Here is an 18,130-nt window from a genome sequence, read left to right on the forward strand (position 1 = left end):
AATGAATATATTCAAGGAATTATTAGAATTAGTTAATTCTGAAATTGAGCAACTGTCCAAGGCTGGCGAGCTGCCTAGCGGGCTCGATATGACAGGTGTCTCGATTGAACCGCCGCGAGATCCTGAACATGGCGATATGGCCACCAACGCGGCCATGGTTCTGGCCAAGCGCGCCAGCAAACCACCGCGCGAAATCGCTGCGTTGTTGGCGGCACGTTTGGCCGCTCGGGACGATGTCGCGGCAGCCGATGTGGCTGGCCCAGGGTTCATCAACTTGCGCCTTGAAGCAGCTTATTGGCACACCGCTTTGGCGCGAATTACCGCCTCGGGCACGCGGTACGGCGCCTTCGATGTCGGGCGGGGGAAAAGGATCAACGTAGAATTTGTCTCCGCCAACCCCACTGGTCCGCTGCATGTAGGCCATGCGCGCGGCACGGTGTTTGGCGATGTCCTCGCGGCGCTGTTGGAGCGCGCCGGCTATGTCGTGACGCGGGAGTATTACGTCAACGACGCCGGCGCCCAGGTTGATATCTTGGCGCGCTCAGTCTATCAGCGCTATCTCGAAGCCCTCGGTCGAAAGCTTGGCTCCGACGCCTTCGAAGACGGCTATCCCGGAGATTATCTCGTTCCGGTCGGTGTGGCTCTGGCGGGCGAATATGGCGATAGATTCGCCGATGCGCCAGAATGCGAATGGTTCGAAACCTTTCGTAGCTTCGCCGTCGAGTCGATGCTTTCGCTCATTCGTGACGACCTTGCAGCGCTCGGCGTGCGCCACGATCTATTTAGTTCGGAGAAAGAACTGGTCGATGACGGGCAGGTGCAGGCGACATTTGCGGATTTGCAATCGCGCGACCTGATTTATGAAGGCGTGCTCGAGGCGCCGAAAGGTAAGCCACCGCCCGAGGATTGGGAGCCGCGCCCGCAGCATCTTTTTCGCGCTACGGCTTTTGGCGATGAAGTCGACCGCCCGCTTAAAAAATCGGATGGTAGTTGGACTTACTTCGCCACCGACATCGCCTACCACCGTGACAAGATCAAGCGCGGGTTCGACGACATGATCGACGTCTGGGGCGCCGATCACGGTGGCTATGTCAAACGCATGAAAGCCGCGGTAAGCGCCGTTTCCGGCGATACGGCCGTATTGGACGTCAAGCTTTGTCAAATGGTGAAGCTGAGCGAGGGCGGCAAGCCGGTAGTCATGTCGAAGCGCTCCGGCCAGTTCGTCACATTGCGCGATGTGGTCGACAAAGTAGGCAAGGATGTCGTGCGCTTCATCATGCTCACACGCAAGAACGACGCACCGCTTGAATTCGATTTGGCGCGCGCACTTGAGCAGTCCAAGGACAATCCAGTATTCTACGTGCAATACGCACATGCTCGCATCCGCTCCGTGCAAAGACGCGCCGACGCAGAGATGCCGGAGCTGATGGCGGGCGATTTAGCCGCCATGGCGAATTTGAGCGTGTTGACCGATGCGGCGGAGATTGATTTGATCAAATGTCTTTGCGGTTGGCCGCGCGCCGTCGATTCGGCCGTCCAGTCGCATGAGCCGCACCGCCTCGCTTTTTACTTGCAGGAATTGGCGGCGGCGTTTCACCTGCTCTGGAATAAAGGCAATGAAGACCACGGTTTGCGCTTTATCATACTCGAGGACAGCCGGGTGACGGCTGCGCGCCTGACCCTAATTGGCGCGGTGGCTCAGGTGATAGCGCTCGGGCTCGGTATTTTCGCCGTGCAGCCAGTTGAGGAGATGCGCTGAATGTCGGATACGCGAGAGCCGGATTTCATGGCGGAGGAGGATCAAATCCTTCCCGAGACACCCGATGCGAGCGCGCAGGGTGAGGACGCAGAGGCCGCCCGCCCGCGCGCCCGCCTCCTGCCGATGTGGATATTGATAGCGGCGGTGGTGATCGTTGGCGTCGCCTGGGCAATGAGTGAGCGCTATTTCGGTCCCACAGAGGACAACAAAAGCGTGCCGGTGATCGCCGCCGATGAGACGCCAGTTAAGGTCCGCCCCGAGGAGCCAGGCGGCGTCGACGTGCCGGACCGCGATAAATATGTCTATAAAAGCCTGACCGACGAAGAGCCTGAGGCAGAACAATTGCTGCCGCCGCCCGAAGAGCCGATGGAACGCCCGCCCGTTGAAGTCGTTGAGGTGGCAGGGCCGCAGACGGTCGAGGAGGTGTCCACCGCCGAGACGTCCACCGCCGAAATTTCCGTCGAGAAGACGTCCGCCGGGACAATGAAGCAGGCGGTGGATGTAACGATGCTAGAGATCGCGGAGGAAACGCCCGAACCGCCGCCGCCCGGCGAACTGGCAGTGGTCGAACTGAAAGCGCTGGTGGAAGCGGCCGAGGCGCAGGCGACGGAAACAGCGCCTGAACCCATGAAGCAAGAGGCCGCCGCCCCGAAGGCGCCGAAGGCCGCTCCAATCGAGAGCGCGCCCGCGCCCGCGCCATCTCCGGAGCCAGAACTCACATCCGCCGCGCCGCAGCAGAGTGCGGTATTGAGCGCCGATAGCGGCAGTTTTCTGGTGCAGGTCGGAGCTGCAAAGAGCGAAGCCTTGGCGAACGGCGAAATTGCCCGGCTCGCCAAGAAACATCCGGATGTTCTATCCGGGCTGAGCGGCGTTGTGATTCGCGTTGATCTCGGCGCCAAGGGCGTTTGGTACCGCATGCGTGTCGGCCCGTTCGCCGACCGCGGACAAGCCGAAGGCGTGTGCGGGCAACTGAAAGCCGTGGACGTCGGCTGCTTCGTTGTCACCAACTGAGCCTCTCTCCGCTAACCCGTCCAACAGTCCGCGCGCCGTCATATTCGGCTGCGCGGGGCTACGGCTTGAGCCGGGGGAGTATGACTTTTTTCGTGCAAGCAATCCGCTGGGTTTTATCGTCTTTGCACGGAACTGCGACTCTCCCGGGCAATTGGCGCGGTTGGTGGCGGATTTACGGTCGGCCGTCGACCGACCCGACGCTCCCGTTCTCATCGATCAGGAAGGCGGCAGGGTCATCCGAATGGGCGCACCGCACTGGCGCAAACCGCCTGCGGCTGGCGCTATTGGCGCCTTGGCCGAGCGCGACCGGGGTGCCGGACGCCGCGCCGCCTGGCTCAATGCCCGCCTGATCGCCGCCGATCTCCGGGATGTCGGGATCGATGTTTGCTGCCTGCCAGTTCTCGATATGCAGTTCGAAGGCGCAAGTTCAGTGGTCGGTGACCGGGCGTTTTCCGCCAATGCCGAAATTGTCGCTGACTTGGGCCGCGCCGCTGCTGAAGGATTGATGGCCGGCGGGGTGCTTCCCGCCATCAAGCATATGCCGGGTCATGGCCGCGCCACCATCGACAGCCACCACGCGCTGCCACTGGTTGAGGCGTCCCTCGAAGATCTAGAGAACAGCGATTTTCGCCCCTTTCGGGCGCTAAACGATATGCCGATCGGCCTCACCGCGCATGTGTGTTACCAAGCGCTCGACGTGGATTTTCCGGGGACGCTTTCAGCCAAGGTTATTGCTCGGGCCATTCGCGGTACGATCGCCTTCGATGGTCTATTGCTGAGCGACGATCTTTCCATGGAGGCGCTGTCCGGCACGGTGGGAGAGCGGGCGCGGGCGGCGCTCGCCGCCGGTTGCGACGTTGCGCTGCATTGCAATGGGCAACTTGAGGAAATGGCAGATGTCGCCGACAAAGTGGCGAAACTGACTTCGGCAGCTACGCGTCGCTGGGCCATCGCAAATAATGTATTAAACGAAGTAAAAATACATAAATACAATGGCTTATTAGATGAATTTAATAATTTAATGGAAGTAAATTCTAGAGCATGAATCCTGATTCCAGCATCGTCCTGCAAGCCTCCATCTGGGTGATCCCGGTGCTGTTGGCGATTACCCTGCACGAAGCGGCGCACGGATTTGCGGCGCGTCTGTTGGGCGACGATACAGCCTATCGCCTGGGCCGCGTCACGCTCAATCCGATCAAGCATATCGATCTGTTCGGCACGATCCTGCTGCCGGCAATGCTAATTTTCATGGGGGCGTCGTTTATCTTCGGTTACGCCAAGCCCGTGCCGGTTAATTTTGCCAATTTGCGCAAACCCAAGCGCGACATGTTTTGGGTTGCCTTGGCCGGGCCCGCGGCCAACATCGTTATGGCTGTGGTTTCGACTATCTTGCTCTATGCGACGCCGATCATGCCCGAGAGCTTCGCTTCATGGTGGATCGAGATGCTAAGCGTTAGCATTCACCTCAATATCATCCTCGCGGTGTTCAATTTGCTACCGATTTTGCCGCTCGACGGCGGGCGCATGCTGGTCGGCGTGCTGCCGCGCCCCTACGCCATGCTGTACGCGCGAACCGAGCGGTACGGTTTTTTGGCATTGATCGGGCTTATCTTTATTTTGCCGTTAATCGCCGACGCATTTGGCGTATTCTTTCACCCCATGGCGTCGATTCTCTTGCCTGTCGTCGGTTGGCTAAGCGAATTGCTTTTGGTGACTCTGGGATTTGGCTGAAATCGAAATGAGCGAACAAGCCGAGAGCGGCGCGGAATTGGCGCCGGAGGTGCCCGCGCCCGTAGCGGAAGAATGGGATTTCGAGAGCGGAGACCGCGAATATGCTCTCATTCTCGACCTTGATGGATTCGAAGGCCCGCTCGACATTCTGCTCGCGTTGGCGCGCAACCAAAAAGTCGACCTTGGCAAAATTTCGATCCTCGAACTGGCCGAGCAATATTTGACCTTCATCACGCGGGCGCGTGAAATAAAACTCGAAATCGCCGCAGATTATCTCGTGATGGCCGCCTGGCTCGCCTACATGAAGTCGCGCCTGCTGCTGCCCGCGCCCGAGGCCGATGAAGAGCCGAGCGGGCAGGAGATGGCGGACGCCCTAGCCTTCCGCCTGCGTCGCCTCGAAGCAATGCGCGATGCAGCGAAAAAATTGATGCGCCAGCCGCGCCTCGGCATTGACGTTTTTGGCTGCGGCGCACCCGAGGGTATCGAGGTCATTCGCACCCCCCAATATGAGGCCAGCCTCTACGAACTCTTAAAATCCTATGGCGAGCACAAATTGTCGATGGAGCGCGGTGAAAATCTGCAAATCGTCGGCGCTGAAGGCTATTCCCTGGAGCAGGCGTACCGTCGCCTTGCGGGTATGCTTGCGGTCATGCCGGAATGGGAATCCATGGCGCGATTCTTGCCCCTCGAAGCGCGTAGCGGGTTTGGTTTACGCTCCGCCGTTGCGACGACCTTTGCTGCGAGCTTGGAACTTGCGCGTGAGGGAAAAATGCAGTTGCGGCAATTCGAACCCTTTGGACGAATTTACGTCCGCCGTGCTCCGGAGGAAACATGAATACCGAAAGCGGCGAAGACACTGTGGACATGTCTATCCCATCTACGTCAGACGACGGTTTCACTGATGAATCGGGTCAACATCTCAGAATCCTTGAGGCGCTGCTGTTTGCCGCCGATGAACCCGTGGACCGCCAATCCCTGGTGGAGAAGCTACCCGACAGTGCCGATATCGATGTTTTGATGGCCCGCCTCGCAGAGCGTTACGCCGGTCGGGGCGTTAATCTTATTGCAGTGGCAAATGGATGGGCGTTTCGCACCGCTCCAGATCTGGCGTCCCATCTGACGGTCCATCGCACCGTCAAACGGCGTCTTTCGCGCGCTGCACTCGAAACCCTGGCCATCATCTCTTACCACCAGCCGGTGACCCGAGCCGAAGTCGAGGAAATTAGAGGCGTGACTCTGAGCCGGGGGACGCTCGACCAGCTGCTTGAAGCAGGCTGGGTCAAGCCGAAAGGACGCCGGCGAACCCCGGGCCGGCCGCTTACCTGGGTCACCACGGACGAATTTCTGAACCATTTCGGCCTCGACAATCTGGCCGATTTGCCCGGCGTCGAAGAGTTGAAGGCGGCTGGCCTTCTGCAAGCCCATCACGTCGCCATTGGAGGCACCGACGAATTGCCCTTTGGAGCGGTACCGGAGAACGATGAGGACGAATCAGGTTTAAACGACGATTATGATTCATTGGACGACAATGATGTGCCCGACAGTTTTCTCGGCATCGTTGAAAATGCGCCCTTGCCTGCTGAAAACGGTGACGATGATACCGGCGAACGAGGCGATCCCTTCGCCGACTAATCAGATGAAAAAATCGCGCCGCGCCATTTCTGCGGCCGTTCTGAGGGTCGCATAACAGACCCAATTCAAAATTATTAACCAAAGTGACCCCAACGATAGGGTCAAATCGGCGCGCCGCGAAATCCTTCCGCCTTCCGTCGAATCTGCTGGGGCAGGCGTTATTTTCCGGCTATTGGCCCCACTCCATTGCCCTGAAATCGCTATGGTTCATGGAGTAGACAGGGCGTTTAGCTAGGGATATGCTAAGTCAATTGATAATGATTTGCATTTGCAACTTTATATGCCGGATCTTATTCACCACGACGATGACCCATGAAATTAGGAATTGTGTATCCGCCTGCGGGGCCGGGTGTCTTTGTGCGTCGAGCGTGAGACCGTTGTGCCGGCACTGATTCACGGCGGCGGCGTTCTATCCTTGCGCCGGATCGCTTGGTTGACGCAACGTCGCGGCCGCAAAGGGGGCGGCTGGAGTGCCCTCGCCATATGCGTGGCGCTACTGGTCTCGGTGCCGATATTCGTCGTCTTCGCCTATGTTTTTGTACCCGCCGGAGATGTGTGGCGCCATCTCGTCGACACAGTGCTCGGCGCGTATGTGGTCAATACACTATGGTTGGTATTCGGCGTTGGGATTGGCGTGTTCGTGATCGGCGTTGGCACGGCTTGGCTTGTCACCATGTGCCGTTTTCCGGGCCGCGCCTTACTGGAGTGGGGATTGCTGCTGCCACTCGCTGTGCCTGCCTACGCGATCGCCTACACCTACGGTGGCTTGCTGGATTATTCCGGTCCGGTGCAGTCGGCTTTGCGTGGCTGGTTCGGCTGGTCGCGCGGCGACTATTGGTTTCCGGAAATCCGTTCCGTCGGCGGCGCCGCGGTGGTTCTTGCCTTTGTGCTTTATCCATATGTGTATCTGTTGGCGCGCGCGGCGTTTCTTGAGCAGTCCGTCTGCGTCATCGAAATCGGCCGCACCTTGGGGCGCAGTCCCTGGCGCAGTTTCACTTCCATCGCTTTGCCTCTGGCACGGCCGGCTATCGTCACCGGAATCTCGCTTGCCCTCATGGAGACTTTGAGCGATTTCGGCGCCGTGCAGCATCTCGGCGTGGCAACCTTCACCACCGGCATCTTCCGGACCTGGTTCGGACTTGGCGATCAGGCTGCAGCGGCGCAATTGGCGGCAATTCTTCTGGCTTTTGTATTCCTGCTTATCGTCGGTGAGCGCTTGACACGCGGGCGCGCTCAATTCCACCACACCTCCCGGCGCTACCGTGAACTGCCGCGCTATGTCCTCCGCGGCGGCCCGGCGGCGCTCGCTTTTGTCGCTTGCCTGTTGCCGATCATTCTCGGGTTTCTTCTTCCCGGCGGGCAATTGCTGTCCTGGGTGGCTGAGACCGGAAGCGGCAGCTCAGGCGGCAGGCTGTGGTGGAATGCCGCAAACAGCCTGATGCTTGCTGGCGGCGCCTCAGCCATCGCGGTAGTCGTGGCGCTGTTGCTGGCTTATGGCGTGCGTCTAAACCCCAACCTGGTGACAAAGAGCGCGACGCGATTAGCGGGTTTGGGATATGCCGTACCCGGTTCGGTTATAGCTGTCGGCGTTCTGATTCCCCTGGCGTGGTTCGACAATACGCTGGACGGCTGGTTGCGCGCCTCATTCGGTGTTTCCAGTGGCCTTCTTCTGAGCGGCACGGTTGCCGCGCTCATGTTCGCCTATGTGGTGCGCTTTCTTGCTGTATCTCTCAATACCGTGGATGCGAGCTTGGCCAAAGTGACGCCCAATATGGATGGCGTTGCCCGCACCTTGGGAATGGGGCCGGCGGCGACCGTGGCCCGTGTTCACGTGCCGATCATTGCACCCAGCCTGATGACCGCCGCCTTGCTGGTTTTTGTCGATGTCATGAAGGAATTACCGGCGACGCTGATATTGCGGCCTTTCGATTTCAATACCCTTGCGGTGTATGCGTTTGAATTGGCCTCCGACGAGCAGTTGCGCGAGGCGGCGGCGCCGGCGCTGACCATCGTCGCGGCCGGGCTGATTCCTGTCGCTCTCCTCAGCCTTGCCATTTCGCGCGCCCGCCCCGGCCGAGCCCAGGCGGTGGTGCGGCCATGACGGTGAACGCTGCGGCGCCAGGCCTATTGCTTGCCGGCGTAAGCCATCGGTACGGCCACGAACCGGTGCTTCGTGGCCTTGATCTTGAGATCGCGCGCGGCGAAATCACCTGTCTGCTAGGCCCGTCGGGCTGCGGAAAATCCACGTCCCTGCGCGTTGCCGCGGGCTTGGAGCCAATTCAGGAAGGGCGCGTGGAAATTGCTGGCGTCGAGGTCGCGCGGCCGGGCTTCTCAGTGCCGCCCGAGCGCCGGCGGGTCGGGCTGATGTTTCAGGATTATGCGCTTTTTCCGCATCTTCGGGTCGTCGACAATGTGGCCTTCGGAGTGCGCGAAGGGGACAAAGCCGCCAAGCGCCGCGCCGCGATGGAGCTGTTGGCGCGCCTTGGCGTTGAGCGCTACGCCAAAGACTTTCCGCATGTACTATCGGGTGGCGAGCAACAACGAGTCGCCCTCGCCCGGGCGCTGGCGCCGCGGCCCGTTGTGATGCTGCTGGATGAGCCGTTCTCTGGCCTCGATCGCCGCCTGCGCGACAGGGTTCGCACCGATACATTGGACGTGTTGCGCGAATTGTCCGTCGCGACTCTTCTGGTCACCCATGATTCCGAAGAGGCCATGCTGATGTCGGATCGCATCGCCCTTATGCGCGACGGCGCCATCGTTCAATCGGGAACCGCCGCGGAACTCTATTCCCGGCCGGAAAGTGCGTTTGCGGCCTCGTTTTTCGGCGAGGTCAATGTGATTGAGGGAACCGCACAAGGCGGCGCAGTCGCGACCTCCATGGGCACATTGGCCGCCCCCTTCAAAGACGGCTGCCAGGTGCGCGTGTTCATCCGCCCCGAGGGCTTGAACCTGGATGCCGAACTGGGCGATCAGGCAGCCGGCGCGGTGGCGGAAATTGTCGCGAGCCACATGCTCGGCCCATCCTGGCTTGTCCGACTGAAGTTGGCGGGCAATATCGAACCATTGACGGCACGGGTGAACGAGGGCGGCCTGTGGAAAACCGGGAAAACGGTGCGTATTCGGCTTGACCCGGAGCGTAGTTTTGTGTTCCCTGCAAGTCAGGAAATGTAGTAAATGGCCGCACTTAGCCGCTACCATTGCGGCGGAACGCGAATATTGCGGCGAAAGACGGCCCTCGGTAAATTAGTATCAAGTATTGGGAGTGCACCTGAATGTCGTTTGGAATTTGGCAAATAGTGCTGATTGTTTTGGTGGTCGTGCTGGTGTTCGGGGCCAACAAAATTCCTCGGGTCATGGGCGATTTCGCTAAGGGAATCAAAAGCTTCAAGGCAGGTATGAAAGAAGGGGAAACGGGCGAGACGGAGCCGGCGAACCCTGGAAGTCAACCCGCGCAGAACACCCAGGAAGAGTCCAAGGCGATCAATGCCGAAACCACCGCAGCGGACGCCGGTAGCGTAAAAAAAGACGAAGCCGCAAAAGGTTAATAACAACAACCACGCGTCTTAGGGAGATTTAAGGCCGCGCGTCGTGCGGTGAACGCCATGTTTGATATCGGCTGGACAGAAATCTTAATCGTCATGGGAATTGCTTTGGTGGTGGTTGGCCCCAAGGAATTGCCCAATATCGTGCGCACGATCGGCAAGTGGCGCGGTAAGGCGAGCGCCTACGCGCGCGATTTCCAACGCTCCATTGAGGAAGCGGGCGATATGAGCGAGCTGGACGCGGTAAAAAAGGAAATCGCCGAAGCCAACCGCGAATTGAACGAAGCCAAACGCGATTTGGGCGATCAGGCGGCGGCGATTAAGGGCGATATGGATTCGGCGACCAAAGATTCCACAATCGCAAAGCTCAATTCGGATGGCAGCGTGAGTGAGCCTGGCGCCGGCAGTGCAAGCGCTGCGGCAGTTTCTGAGGCCGCACCGGGCGAAAGCCAAGAGAACAGCGCGAACGCTTAGGCCGTGGCAGAACAAGCAGATCCCATCGAACAAAGCCGTGCGCCGATTATGACGCACCTCGCTGAGGTGCGACGACGCCTCTCCTATGTCGTCATCATTGTACTCGTCGCGTTTATCGGTTGTTTTTTCGTTGCGCCGGAAATCTTCAATTTTCTGGTCGAGCCCCTCCGGGTGGCATTGGAAGACGCAGGCTACGATTCCAAGGTCGTGTACACCCATTTGCTCGAAGCGTTCTTCACTCAACTCAAGATAGCCTTTTACGGCGCGCTGTTCATCACGTTTCCATTCATCGCCATTCAGTTCTGGCTATTTGTCGCGCCCGGCCTCTACCACAATGAAAAGAAAGCGCTGGCACCCTTCTTGGTTCTGACGCCAGTTCTATTTTTCGCCGGTGCAGCGTTGGTCTATTACCTGATCTTTCCGCAGGCCTGGAAATTCTTCATCGGATTTCAGACCGAAGGCGCGAGCGGCGAGATTCCCACCGAGTTGTTGCCGAAGATGAGCGAGTATCTCTCGCTCGTCATCAAGCTGATCTTTGCCTTTGGCATCTGCTTCCAGTTGCCGGTGATGCTGACCCTGATGGGTCGGGTCGGGATCGTTACGGCCGCAGGGCTTCGCGCCAAGCGTAAATATGCCATCATCATCGTTTTCATCGCGGCTGCCGCCTTGACGCCGCCGGATCTCGTTAGCCAGATAGGCCTCGGTATTCCGCTGTTGATTCTCTATGAGATCTCGATTTTTTTCGTCAAGATGGCGGAGAAGAAGCGGGCGGAGAAACAGGCGGCGGAAGACGCCGAAATGGCCGCACTCGATGCCATCCTCGCAAAGGATGACGATACAGACGAGACGGACTTCAATTACGGTCGCTGAGATATTGGCAGGCTTTCGCCTGCTGCGCGCTTCGGTTAAAAGATGCGCAACCATAACCGGCTCATCTCCCACATTCGGCTGAACGATGTTTGACATCAAATGGATTCGCGACAACCCCGAGGCCTTCGATGCTGGCTTGAGCAAGCGCGGCTTGGCGGCAACTGCGGACCAATTGATCGCCCTCGATTCAAGTCGCCGCGCCGCGCAAACCGCTTTGCAGGATTTGCAGCGCCGGCGCAATGAGGCGTCGAAGGCTATCGGCGCGGCCAAATCGCGCGGCGAAGATGCGGTCGAGCAGATGGCGGAAGTGCAGGGCCTGAAAGAGGCGTACCAAAAATTCGAGCACGATGAACGCGAACAGGCGCTAGAACTGAACACCGCGCTCGCCGCTTATCCAAACATGCCCGCTGAGGACGTGCCGTTGGGCGTTGACGAAGAAGCCAACGTCGAAATCAGACGGTGGGGCGAAAAACCCGAACTGTCAGGGGAGCCCAAGCAACATTTTGAGCTCGGCGAGGCCTTGGCCCTGATGGATTTCGAACGGGCGGCGAAAATGTCTGGCGCGCGTTTCGTTGTCCTTTCAGGCGCGCTGGCGCGCTTGGAGCGTGCGCTCGCAGGGTTCATGCTGGACCTACACACCGATGAATATGGCTATACCGAAGTGGCACCGCCTATCCTAGTGCGTGAGAATGCCGCGTTCGGCACCGGCAACCTGCCCAAATTTGCGGAAGATCTGTTCAAAACCGTGGACGATTATTGGCTTATTCCCACTGCCGAGATGCCGCTTACCAACCTCGTAGCTGGCGAAATTCTCGAGGAGATGGAATTGCCGCTGCGGTTCACCGCATATACGCCGTGTTTTCGCGCTGAGGCGGGAGCCGCCGGCAAGGACACGCGTGGCATGATCCGCCAACACCAATTCGGCAAGGTGGAGTTAGTGAGCATCGCCCATCCCGAGCGCTCAAACGAAGAGCATGAGCGCATGACGGACTGTGCCGAGGAGGTGCTGCGCCGTCTCGACCTGCATTATCGCACCATGTTGCTTTCGACCGGTGATATGGGCTTTTCCGCGCGCAAAACCTTTGACATCGAGGTTTGGCTGCCGGGCCAGGATAGCTTCCGCGAGATTTCGAGTTGCTCGAATTGCGGGGATTTTCAGGCGCGCCGCATGAACGGGCGCTTCCGAATAGGCGGCGCTAAGGGAACTCAATTTGTACACACCCTAAATGGCTCGGGCCTTGCGGTCGGTCGCACCCTCGTCGCGATATTGGAAAACTATCAAAATCCCGATGGTTCGATTAGCGTGCCTGAAATTCTACGCCCGCGTATGGGCGGTTTGGAGCGTATTGGCTAACCTTATGCGTATTCTTCTAGTAAATGATGACGGCATTCTCGCGCCGGGGCTCAAGGCTCTGGAGCGCTTAGCGCGGACACTTTCCAAAGATGTCTGGGTGGTGGCTCCCGAAACCGAGCAAAGCGCTGCATCGCATTCGCTCACCTTGCACCGGCCGTTAAGTCTTAGGCGCATATCGGCGCAGCGCTGGGCCGTCAATGGCACGCCCACCGATTGCGTCTATCTTGCCCTTCATAAAGTTTTAAAGGGCAAACGCCCTGATTTGGTTCTTTCCGGGGTAAATCGGGGCGCTAATCTCGGCGAAGATGTGACCTATTCCGGTACGATCGCGGCGGCCATGGAATCAACGCTTCTCGGTGTTCCGTCGATTGCGCTCAGCCAGTATTACGAAGACGGTGAGCACATCAAATGGAAGACGGCAGAACATTGGGGCGTGAAGACGGTTCGCGCGCTGCTGAAGGCCGGATGGCCGGAGAATATTCTGATCAACGTAAATTTCCCTGATCTGCCGGCCGCAAAAGTGCGCGGCATCCGCGCCAGTAAACAGGGCGAGCACGAGATGTTGGACGCCTTTGAAGAGCGCACCGACCCGCGCGGGCGGACCTACTACTGGGTTGGTATGGACCAAGTCGAAGGTGGGCCCGCGGCACCCGGTACGGACCTTTGGGCCGTGAACCAGGGCTATGTCGCGATCACTCCGCTGCATTTGGATTTGACCCACCGACCGACGCTGACCCGACTGAAGAAGATATTTAGTTGAACGGCGACGTTCGCAAGATTCGCCTGCTCATGGAACTGCGCAAGCAGGGAATTTCAGACACTAAAGTACTGTCGGCGATGGAACGGGTGCCGCGCGAATTGTTCGTTCCCGAGGCGTTTCAAGATCAGGCATATGAGAATATAGCTCTGCCGATCGGCGCCGGTCAGACCATCAGCCAGCCCCAAATCGTCGCCGAGATGACAACCGCGCTGGAATTGGGACCACGCCTTAAGGTTCTAGAAATCGGCACGGGATCGGGTTATCAGGCGGCGGTACTGGCCCATCTCTGCCGCCGCCTATACACAATCGAGCGCCATCGCACGCTGGCTGAAGAAGCGGAACGGCGATTTGCTGCGCTCAGGCTCGGCAATGTCGTTGTTCAGATTGGTGACGGCGGCGCGGGCTGGCCCGCACAAGCGCCATTTGATCGTATCATCGTCACCGCTCAGGCTGAGATGCTGCCGGAAATCTTGCTGTCGCAACTGTGTGAAGGTGGAGTGATGATTCTACCCATCGTCGAAAGCGGACGTGGCCAAAAGGTGGTTCGGTTGCGCCGGACAGCAAATGGAGTCGAGCGGGAATCGCTAATGGATGCGCGTTTCGTGCCTTTGTTGAACGGCCTCCCATTTCCCGCTGAAGGCAACTGATAGCGGCGTTCGGCGCATCGCGTAGCATCGCCATTGAAGATGCGACGGCTGCTCGTTTAGAATCCCCAACCATGACATCGAACTGGCGCGCGATCTCCAAAGCTTCGGCAGCGCTCGCTGTTTTGCTCCTCTTGTTGGCTGCCTGTAGTCAACCGCCTGCGCCGGTGGTCATGGGTGGCTCGAACACCAAAAGCACGGCCGTGCCGCCGCGCCCCCTCGTGAAACCTGAATCGCAGATCGCCGTAAATTCCGACGATGCCATGGTGCCTTTGCCGAGAACGAAACCGGCGCCCTCGCGGGAAAGCGCCGATGAAGCCTCTTCCGACCTGGGCGCCGTGCAAGTCCAGGCTGGCGATACAGTCTATGCCCTCTCACGCCGCCATCATGTCGGCGTGCGTGATATCATTCGCGCGAACAGGCTCGAGCCACCTTACAAATTGGCGATCGGTCAATCGATCCGCCTGCCAAGAGCGCAGTACCACGTCGTGCGGGCGGGCGAGACACTGTACGGATTGTCGGAAAATTATGATGTGGATATGAGCGCCATGGTCCGCGCCAACAATATCCCCGCACCGTATCGCCTGGTTGTTGGTCAGCGTCTACGCTTGCCGGGCGCGAGCGCAAAAGTGGCGCAGGACATACCGCCGGCTGCCGTACAAACCGCTGCCGCCGCGCCGAGAAAGCAAGTGCGCAAGGGGATACCCGGCAAGCCGCCGCCGCTCGCCGGAAAATATTTTTTGTGGCCCGCCGAGGGGGCCCTGCTATCGAGTTTCGGCCCGAAGGAAGGCGGTCTTCACAATGACGGCATAAATTTCTCAGTGCCACGCGGCGCGCCCCTGCGCGCCGCTGAGAACGGAATCGTCGCTTATGCCGGCAATGAATTGCCAGGCTACGGCAATCTTCTTTTGATTCGCCATGATGGGGGCTGGATGAGCGCTTATGCCCATAACGACACCCTGTTGGTATCGCGCGGCGATGAAGTGAAGCGAGGTCAAATCGTCTCTCACGCAGGTAGTACTGGAAACGTCGCTTCACCGCAGGCGCATTTTGAATTGCGGCGCAACGGCAAGCCGGTCAATCCGGAGAAATATCTCGCTAAATCATAACGTTGCCGTCGGTAGAATCGTTTAATTCGATCCGCTGCTGAGCATGGTTCCTTTGCGCCCGGCCAAATCCTGCACGAATTGCCAGGCGACGCGGCCTGAGCGCGCGCCTCGGGTCATGCTCCACTCGATGGCGGCGGCTCTGAGCTCTTCCGGTTGAACCTCGATGTCGTGGCGCTTCACATAACCTTCGATCATGTCGAAATAGGTTTGCTGATCGCAGGTATGGAAGCCAAGCCACAAGCCGAAGCGGTCCGACAAGGAAACTGATTCCTCGACAGCTTCGCCCGGGTGTATGGCGGTAGCGCTTTCATTTTCGATCATGTCGCGCGCCATCAAATGCCGGCGGTTCGAGGTGGCGTAGAAAACAGCATTCGCGGGTCTGCCTTCTATGCCGCCTTCGAGCACGGCTTTGAGTGATTTATACGTGGTGTCGTCCGATTGGAACGACAGATCGTCGCAAAACAGGATAGCGCGACGTGTGCTTTCCCGCAGTTTGGTTAGCAGATGGGGCAACGAGGGAATTTCTTCGCGGTGTATTTCAACCAGTGCGAGACTGCCCGGTTGATGTCCATTGACGGTCGCATGTACGGCCTTGATCAGAGAGCTTTTCCCCATACCGCGCGCACCCCAGAGGAGGGCATTGTTGGCGGGCAGTCCGGAGGCGAATCGCTGGGTATTTTCGAGCAGCACATCGCGCACTTGGTCGATGCCCTTCAGAAGGTCCAAATCGACGCGGTTGATATGCGGAATCGGCTCAAAAAATTCGCCTTCCGCGTGCCAAACAAATGCGTCGGCGGCCTCCAGCGAAGCAGTTTCCCGCTGCGGTGGTGACAGGCGCTCAAGAGCTTCTGCCACGCGGCGTAACAACGCTTCTGTGTTGGTATCGGACATTTGGCAACCGCGCTCAAGATAAATGGCTAAATGCCCGCGAAACCTATCACAAGCGTTCCGATGGTCAACGCAGGTGCACGCGCAATATCATTTGCCCGTACAGCCATTTATGCCTATCTTGCGGTTCGTTTTTCGGGGCCTCTATTTGCGCCCAGTTTTGAGGAGAGGAAGAAATATGCCTCGAGTGTTTGCGAGGGCGGGAAATCTCGCCGTGGCTGGAAAAGCAAGTTTGCTCGCCGTAGTTCTGTTCGGTTTGACTGCCTGTCCCCAGGGTCAGGGCGGCGAGGGTGAAGGCGGGTTGGGTGGCATTGGCGCAATTTTGCCATTGGTGCTGATATTTGTTGTTTTCTATTTTCTTTTGATTCGTCCGCAGCAGAAAAAGCAAAAAGCGCACAAGCAAATGCTTAATCAGGTGCATCGCGGCGACGACATTGTGACCAATGGCGGTATTGTCGGCCATGTGGTCAAGGTCGGACGAGATGAAAATCTCCTTGTCGAAATCGCGCCCGATGTGCGCGTTCGCGTCATGCGCAATATGATCTCCGAAGTTATCCGTCGCCCCGATCCGGAATTCGACGAAGAGGAAGAAGACGACGAGGATTACGATGAGGGCCACGACGAGGGTCAAGACGAAGGTCACGACGAGGAGTATGAGGACGATGGCGAATTCGAGGATGAAGAGCCGCAAGATAAATCGTCCGGAGATAAATCCGATAAATAACCGCTCGGGCGTGGCGTCGCCCAGAACGTAGCGCCCGCCGATGCTGCGAATTCGTTTATGGCAGGTTATCGCGGTCGTGCTGGTGTGCGCGGCCTCGGTTCTGTTTGCCATGCCGAACCTGTTCAGCGAGCGTTCGTTGAGCACGTCCTTTCCGGAATGGCTGCCAGGCGACAGAGTCAACCTCGGCCTGGATTTGCAGGGCGGGTCTCACCTCTTGCTCGAAGTGCAGGTCGACGCGGTCGTCGTGGAACGTATGGACGCGCTCGTAGACGATACGCGAAATGCACTCAGGGGCGAGCGTATCGGGTACACCGGCTTAAAAAGGCGTGGCCAAACAGTCGTGCTGCAATTGACCAAGCTGGAAAACCTCGACGCCGCGCAGGACCTGTTGTCTGACCTGGACCGCGAAATAAACGTGACAGCAACCGGAGCCGGGGCTGTCGAGCTTTCTCTGAGCGATAGCGCTATTGCTGCCCGCAAGAGTTCTGCACTCAGCCAATCTATTGAAATCGTTCGCCGCCGGATCGACGAGACCGGCGTGAGCGAGCCCACCATTCAACGTCAGGGCGATGACCGGATCCTAGTTCAGCTTCCCGGCTTGCAAGACCCAGAGCGTCTCAAAAGATTGCTCGGCAAGACGGCGAAAATGTCCTTTCATCTGGTCGATCAAACCGTTACGGATGCGGACTTGGCGCGGGGCCGCGTGCCGCCCGGGACCATGCGGTTGCCGGCGGACGATGAAGTCGACAGCGCCGGCAATCCGCGCCTCTATCCGATCCGCAAGCGGGTGATGGTGAGCGGCGATTCGCTGGTCGATTCACAGGCAACATTTCAAGACAACCAGGCAGTTGTCAGCTTCCGTTTCGATTCCAGCGGCGCCAAAAAATTCGGCAGAGTAACGCAGGAAAATGTCGGCCGTCCCTTCGCCATCGTTCTGGACGGCAAAGTCATCAGTGCACCGGTCATCCGCGAGGCGATCCTCGGTGGCAGCGGCGTCATCAGCGGAAACTTCAATGCGGAGACCGCCAATGACCTGGCTCTCCTGTTGCGCGCGGGAGCCCTGCCGGCGCCAATGAAAATATTGGAAGAGCGCACCGTGGGTCCCGACCTTGGCGCCGATTCCATCGAAGCCGGAAAAATCGCATGCGTGATCGGTTTGCTTGCCGTCCTCATTTTCATGCTGCTGTATTACGGTTTGTTCGGCGTCGTCGCCGATATCGCCCTGATCCTCAATCTGATCATTATCTTCGGACTGCTCTCGCTTTGGCAGGCAACCTTAACGCTCCCCGGCATCGCTGGAATCGTGCTGACTATAGGCATGGCCGTGGATGCGAATGTGCTGATATTCGAGCGTATCCGTGAAGAAGTAAGAGCCGGTCGCTCGCCATTTTCGGCGATGGAGGCGGGCTATAAGAGGGCTTTCACCACGATTTTCGATTCGAACATCACCACGCTCATCGCCGCTGTCATTCTCTATATTTTCGGCTCGGGCCCGGTTCAGGGATTTGCCGTGACGCTCGGCATCGGCATCATCACGTCGATGTTCACAGCGATGTTGGTGAGCCGCTACATTTTAGTTTGGTGGCTCAAGCGCTATCGCCCCAAAACTTTGCCGCTATAGGGTAGGGAACA

18 protein-coding genes are annotated in these 18,130 nt (G+C 58.5%); 17 read left to right on the forward strand and 1 reads right to left on the reverse strand.

Going from position 1 to position 18,130, the window contains the following annotated elements:
- Nucleotide 1: 1 nt before the first annotated feature.
- The 15 genes from argS (at nucleotide 2) to O3A94_10695 (ending at nucleotide 14,886) form a co-directional block, all read left to right on the forward strand.
- Nucleotides 2-1,759: an arginine--tRNA ligase gene (gene argS / locus O3A94_10625; GenBank protein MDA1356707.1), complete on the forward strand. Its 1,758-nt coding sequence runs from the start codon at nucleotides 2-4 to the stop codon at nucleotides 1,757-1,759.
- Complete coding sequence (locus tag O3A94_10630; GenBank protein ID MDA1356708.1) at nucleotides 1,760-2,770, forward strand: SPOR domain-containing protein; 1,011 nt, start codon at nucleotides 1,760-1,762, stop codon at nucleotides 2,768-2,770.
- Entirely contained in the window at nucleotides 2,757-3,815 is a 1,059-nt protein-coding gene (gene nagZ / locus O3A94_10635) for a beta-N-acetylhexosaminidase (GenBank protein ID MDA1356709.1), read from the forward strand. The genes O3A94_10630 and nagZ overlap by 14 nt, the downstream gene beginning before the upstream one ends.
- Nucleotides 3,812-4,501, forward strand: a complete 690-nt coding sequence (locus O3A94_10640; protein ID MDA1356710.1) for a site-2 protease family protein — start codon at nucleotides 3,812-3,814, stop codon at nucleotides 4,499-4,501. The genes nagZ and O3A94_10640 overlap by 4 nt, the downstream gene beginning before the upstream one ends.
- A 7-nt stretch (nucleotides 4,502-4,508) precedes the next feature.
- Nucleotides 4,509-5,336, forward strand: coding sequence for a ScpA family protein (locus O3A94_10645; protein MDA1356711.1), 828 nt, complete (start codon nucleotides 4,509-4,511; stop codon nucleotides 5,334-5,336).
- Nucleotides 5,337-5,365: 29 nt separating this feature from the next.
- Nucleotides 5,366-6,133 carry an SMC-Scp complex subunit ScpB gene (gene scpB / locus O3A94_10650; GenBank protein ID MDA1356712.1) on the forward strand — a complete coding sequence of 256 codons (768 nt, stop codon included), beginning with the start codon at nucleotides 5,366-5,368 and terminating at the stop codon, nucleotides 6,131-6,133.
- 433 nt (nucleotides 6,134-6,566) lie between these two features.
- On the forward strand, nucleotides 6,567-8,234 hold the full coding sequence (locus O3A94_10655; protein MDA1356713.1) for an iron ABC transporter permease: 1,668 nt from the start codon (nucleotides 6,567-6,569) through the stop codon (nucleotides 8,232-8,234).
- On the forward strand, nucleotides 8,231-9,304 hold the full coding sequence (locus O3A94_10660; GenBank protein MDA1356714.1) for an ABC transporter ATP-binding protein: 1,074 nt from the start codon (nucleotides 8,231-8,233) through the stop codon (nucleotides 9,302-9,304). The genes O3A94_10655 and O3A94_10660 overlap by 4 nt, the downstream gene beginning before the upstream one ends.
- Before the next feature lie 101 nt (nucleotides 9,305-9,405).
- Nucleotides 9,406-9,678 carry a twin-arginine translocase TatA/TatE family subunit gene (gene tatA / locus O3A94_10665; GenBank protein ID MDA1356715.1) on the forward strand — a complete coding sequence of 91 codons (273 nt, stop codon included), beginning with the start codon at nucleotides 9,406-9,408 and terminating at the stop codon, nucleotides 9,676-9,678.
- Between the two features lie 57 nt (nucleotides 9,679-9,735).
- Nucleotides 9,736-10,149 carry a Sec-independent protein translocase protein TatB gene (gene tatB, locus O3A94_10670; GenBank protein MDA1356716.1) on the forward strand — a complete coding sequence of 138 codons (414 nt, stop codon included), beginning with the start codon at nucleotides 9,736-9,738 and terminating at the stop codon, nucleotides 10,147-10,149.
- Nucleotides 10,150-10,197: 48 nt separating this feature from the next.
- Nucleotides 10,198-11,019 (forward strand): twin-arginine translocase subunit TatC, encoded by an 822-nt coding sequence (tatC, locus tag O3A94_10675; protein MDA1356717.1) that lies wholly within the window; start codon nucleotides 10,198-10,200, stop codon nucleotides 11,017-11,019.
- Between the two features lie 85 nt (nucleotides 11,020-11,104).
- Nucleotides 11,105-12,373: a serine--tRNA ligase gene (gene serS, locus O3A94_10680; protein ID MDA1356718.1), complete on the forward strand. Its 1,269-nt coding sequence runs from the start codon at nucleotides 11,105-11,107 to the stop codon at nucleotides 12,371-12,373.
- 4 nt (nucleotides 12,374-12,377) lie between these two features.
- Complete coding sequence (gene surE / locus O3A94_10685) at nucleotides 12,378-13,133, forward strand: 5'/3'-nucleotidase SurE (protein ID MDA1356719.1); 756 nt, start codon at nucleotides 12,378-12,380, stop codon at nucleotides 13,131-13,133.
- Nucleotides 13,130-13,780 carry a protein-L-isoaspartate(D-aspartate) O-methyltransferase gene (locus tag O3A94_10690; protein ID MDA1356720.1) on the forward strand — a complete coding sequence of 217 codons (651 nt, stop codon included), beginning with the start codon at nucleotides 13,130-13,132 and terminating at the stop codon, nucleotides 13,778-13,780. Before surE ends, O3A94_10690 begins: the two co-directional genes overlap by 4 nt.
- A gap of 71 nt (nucleotides 13,781-13,851) precedes the next feature.
- Nucleotides 13,852-14,886 carry a peptidoglycan DD-metalloendopeptidase family protein gene (locus O3A94_10695; protein MDA1356721.1) on the forward strand — a complete coding sequence of 345 codons (1,035 nt, stop codon included), beginning with the start codon at nucleotides 13,852-13,854 and terminating at the stop codon, nucleotides 14,884-14,886.
- 21 nt (nucleotides 14,887-14,907) lie between these two features.
- On the opposite strand, the gene O3A94_10700 is transcribed toward O3A94_10695, so the two are convergent.
- On the reverse strand, nucleotides 14,908-15,777 hold the full coding sequence (locus tag O3A94_10700) for an ATP-binding protein (GenBank protein ID MDA1356722.1): 870 nt from the start codon (nucleotides 15,775-15,777) through the stop codon (nucleotides 14,908-14,910).
- 211 nt (nucleotides 15,778-15,988) lie between these two features.
- Between O3A94_10700 and yajC the strand changes: the two genes are divergently transcribed.
- Both yajC and secD read left to right on the forward strand, forming a co-directional pair.
- Complete coding sequence (gene yajC, locus O3A94_10705) at nucleotides 15,989-16,498, forward strand: preprotein translocase subunit YajC (protein ID MDA1356723.1); 510 nt, start codon at nucleotides 15,989-15,991, stop codon at nucleotides 16,496-16,498.
- A 40-nt stretch (nucleotides 16,499-16,538) separates the two neighbouring features.
- Nucleotides 16,539-18,119: a protein translocase subunit SecD gene (gene secD / locus O3A94_10710; protein MDA1356724.1), complete on the forward strand. Its 1,581-nt coding sequence runs from the start codon at nucleotides 16,539-16,541 to the stop codon at nucleotides 18,117-18,119.
- Nucleotides 18,120-18,130: the final 11 nt, after the last annotated feature.

The sequence above is a fragment of the Pseudomonadota bacterium genome (genome assembly GCA_027624955.1).
In the GTDB taxonomy this organism is placed as follows: Bacteria; Pseudomonadota; Alphaproteobacteria; order UBA828; family UBA828; genus PTKB01.

Excerpts from the sequence above, each read along its gene's own strand:
- argS (MDA1356707.1), top strand. The coding sequence starts at position 2 with ATGAATATATTCAAGGAATTATTAGAATTAGTTAATTCTGAAATTGAG.
- O3A94_10630 (MDA1356708.1), top strand. The coding sequence starts at position 1,760 with ATGTCGGATACGCGAGAGCCGGATTTCATGGCGGAGGAGGATCAAATC.
- O3A94_10640 (MDA1356710.1), top strand. The coding sequence starts at position 3,812 with ATGAATCCTGATTCCAGCATCGTCCTGCAAGCCTCCATCTGGGTGATC.
- O3A94_10645 (MDA1356711.1), top strand. The coding sequence starts at position 4,509 with ATGAGCGAACAAGCCGAGAGCGGCGCGGAATTGGCGCCGGAGGTGCCC.
- scpB (MDA1356712.1), top strand. The coding sequence starts at position 5,366 with ATGTCTATCCCATCTACGTCAGACGACGGTTTCACTGATGAATCGGGT.
- O3A94_10660 (MDA1356714.1), top strand. The coding sequence starts at position 8,231 with ATGACGGTGAACGCTGCGGCGCCAGGCCTATTGCTTGCCGGCGTAAGC.
- tatA (MDA1356715.1), top strand. The coding sequence starts at position 9,406 with ATGTCGTTTGGAATTTGGCAAATAGTGCTGATTGTTTTGGTGGTCGTG.
- tatB (MDA1356716.1), top strand. The coding sequence starts at position 9,736 with ATGTTTGATATCGGCTGGACAGAAATCTTAATCGTCATGGGAATTGCT.
- tatC (MDA1356717.1), top strand. The coding sequence starts at position 10,198 with ATGACGCACCTCGCTGAGGTGCGACGACGCCTCTCCTATGTCGTCATC.
- serS (MDA1356718.1), top strand. The coding sequence starts at position 11,105 with ATGTTTGACATCAAATGGATTCGCGACAACCCCGAGGCCTTCGATGCT.
- surE (MDA1356719.1), top strand. The coding sequence starts at position 12,378 with ATGCGTATTCTTCTAGTAAATGATGACGGCATTCTCGCGCCGGGGCTC.
- O3A94_10695 (MDA1356721.1), top strand. The coding sequence starts at position 13,852 with ATGACATCGAACTGGCGCGCGATCTCCAAAGCTTCGGCAGCGCTCGCT.
- O3A94_10700 (MDA1356722.1), bottom strand. The coding sequence starts at position 15,777 with ATGTCCGATACCAACACAGAAGCGTTGTTACGCCGCGTGGCAGAAGCT.
- secD (MDA1356724.1), top strand. The coding sequence starts at position 16,539 with ATGCTGCGAATTCGTTTATGGCAGGTTATCGCGGTCGTGCTGGTGTGC.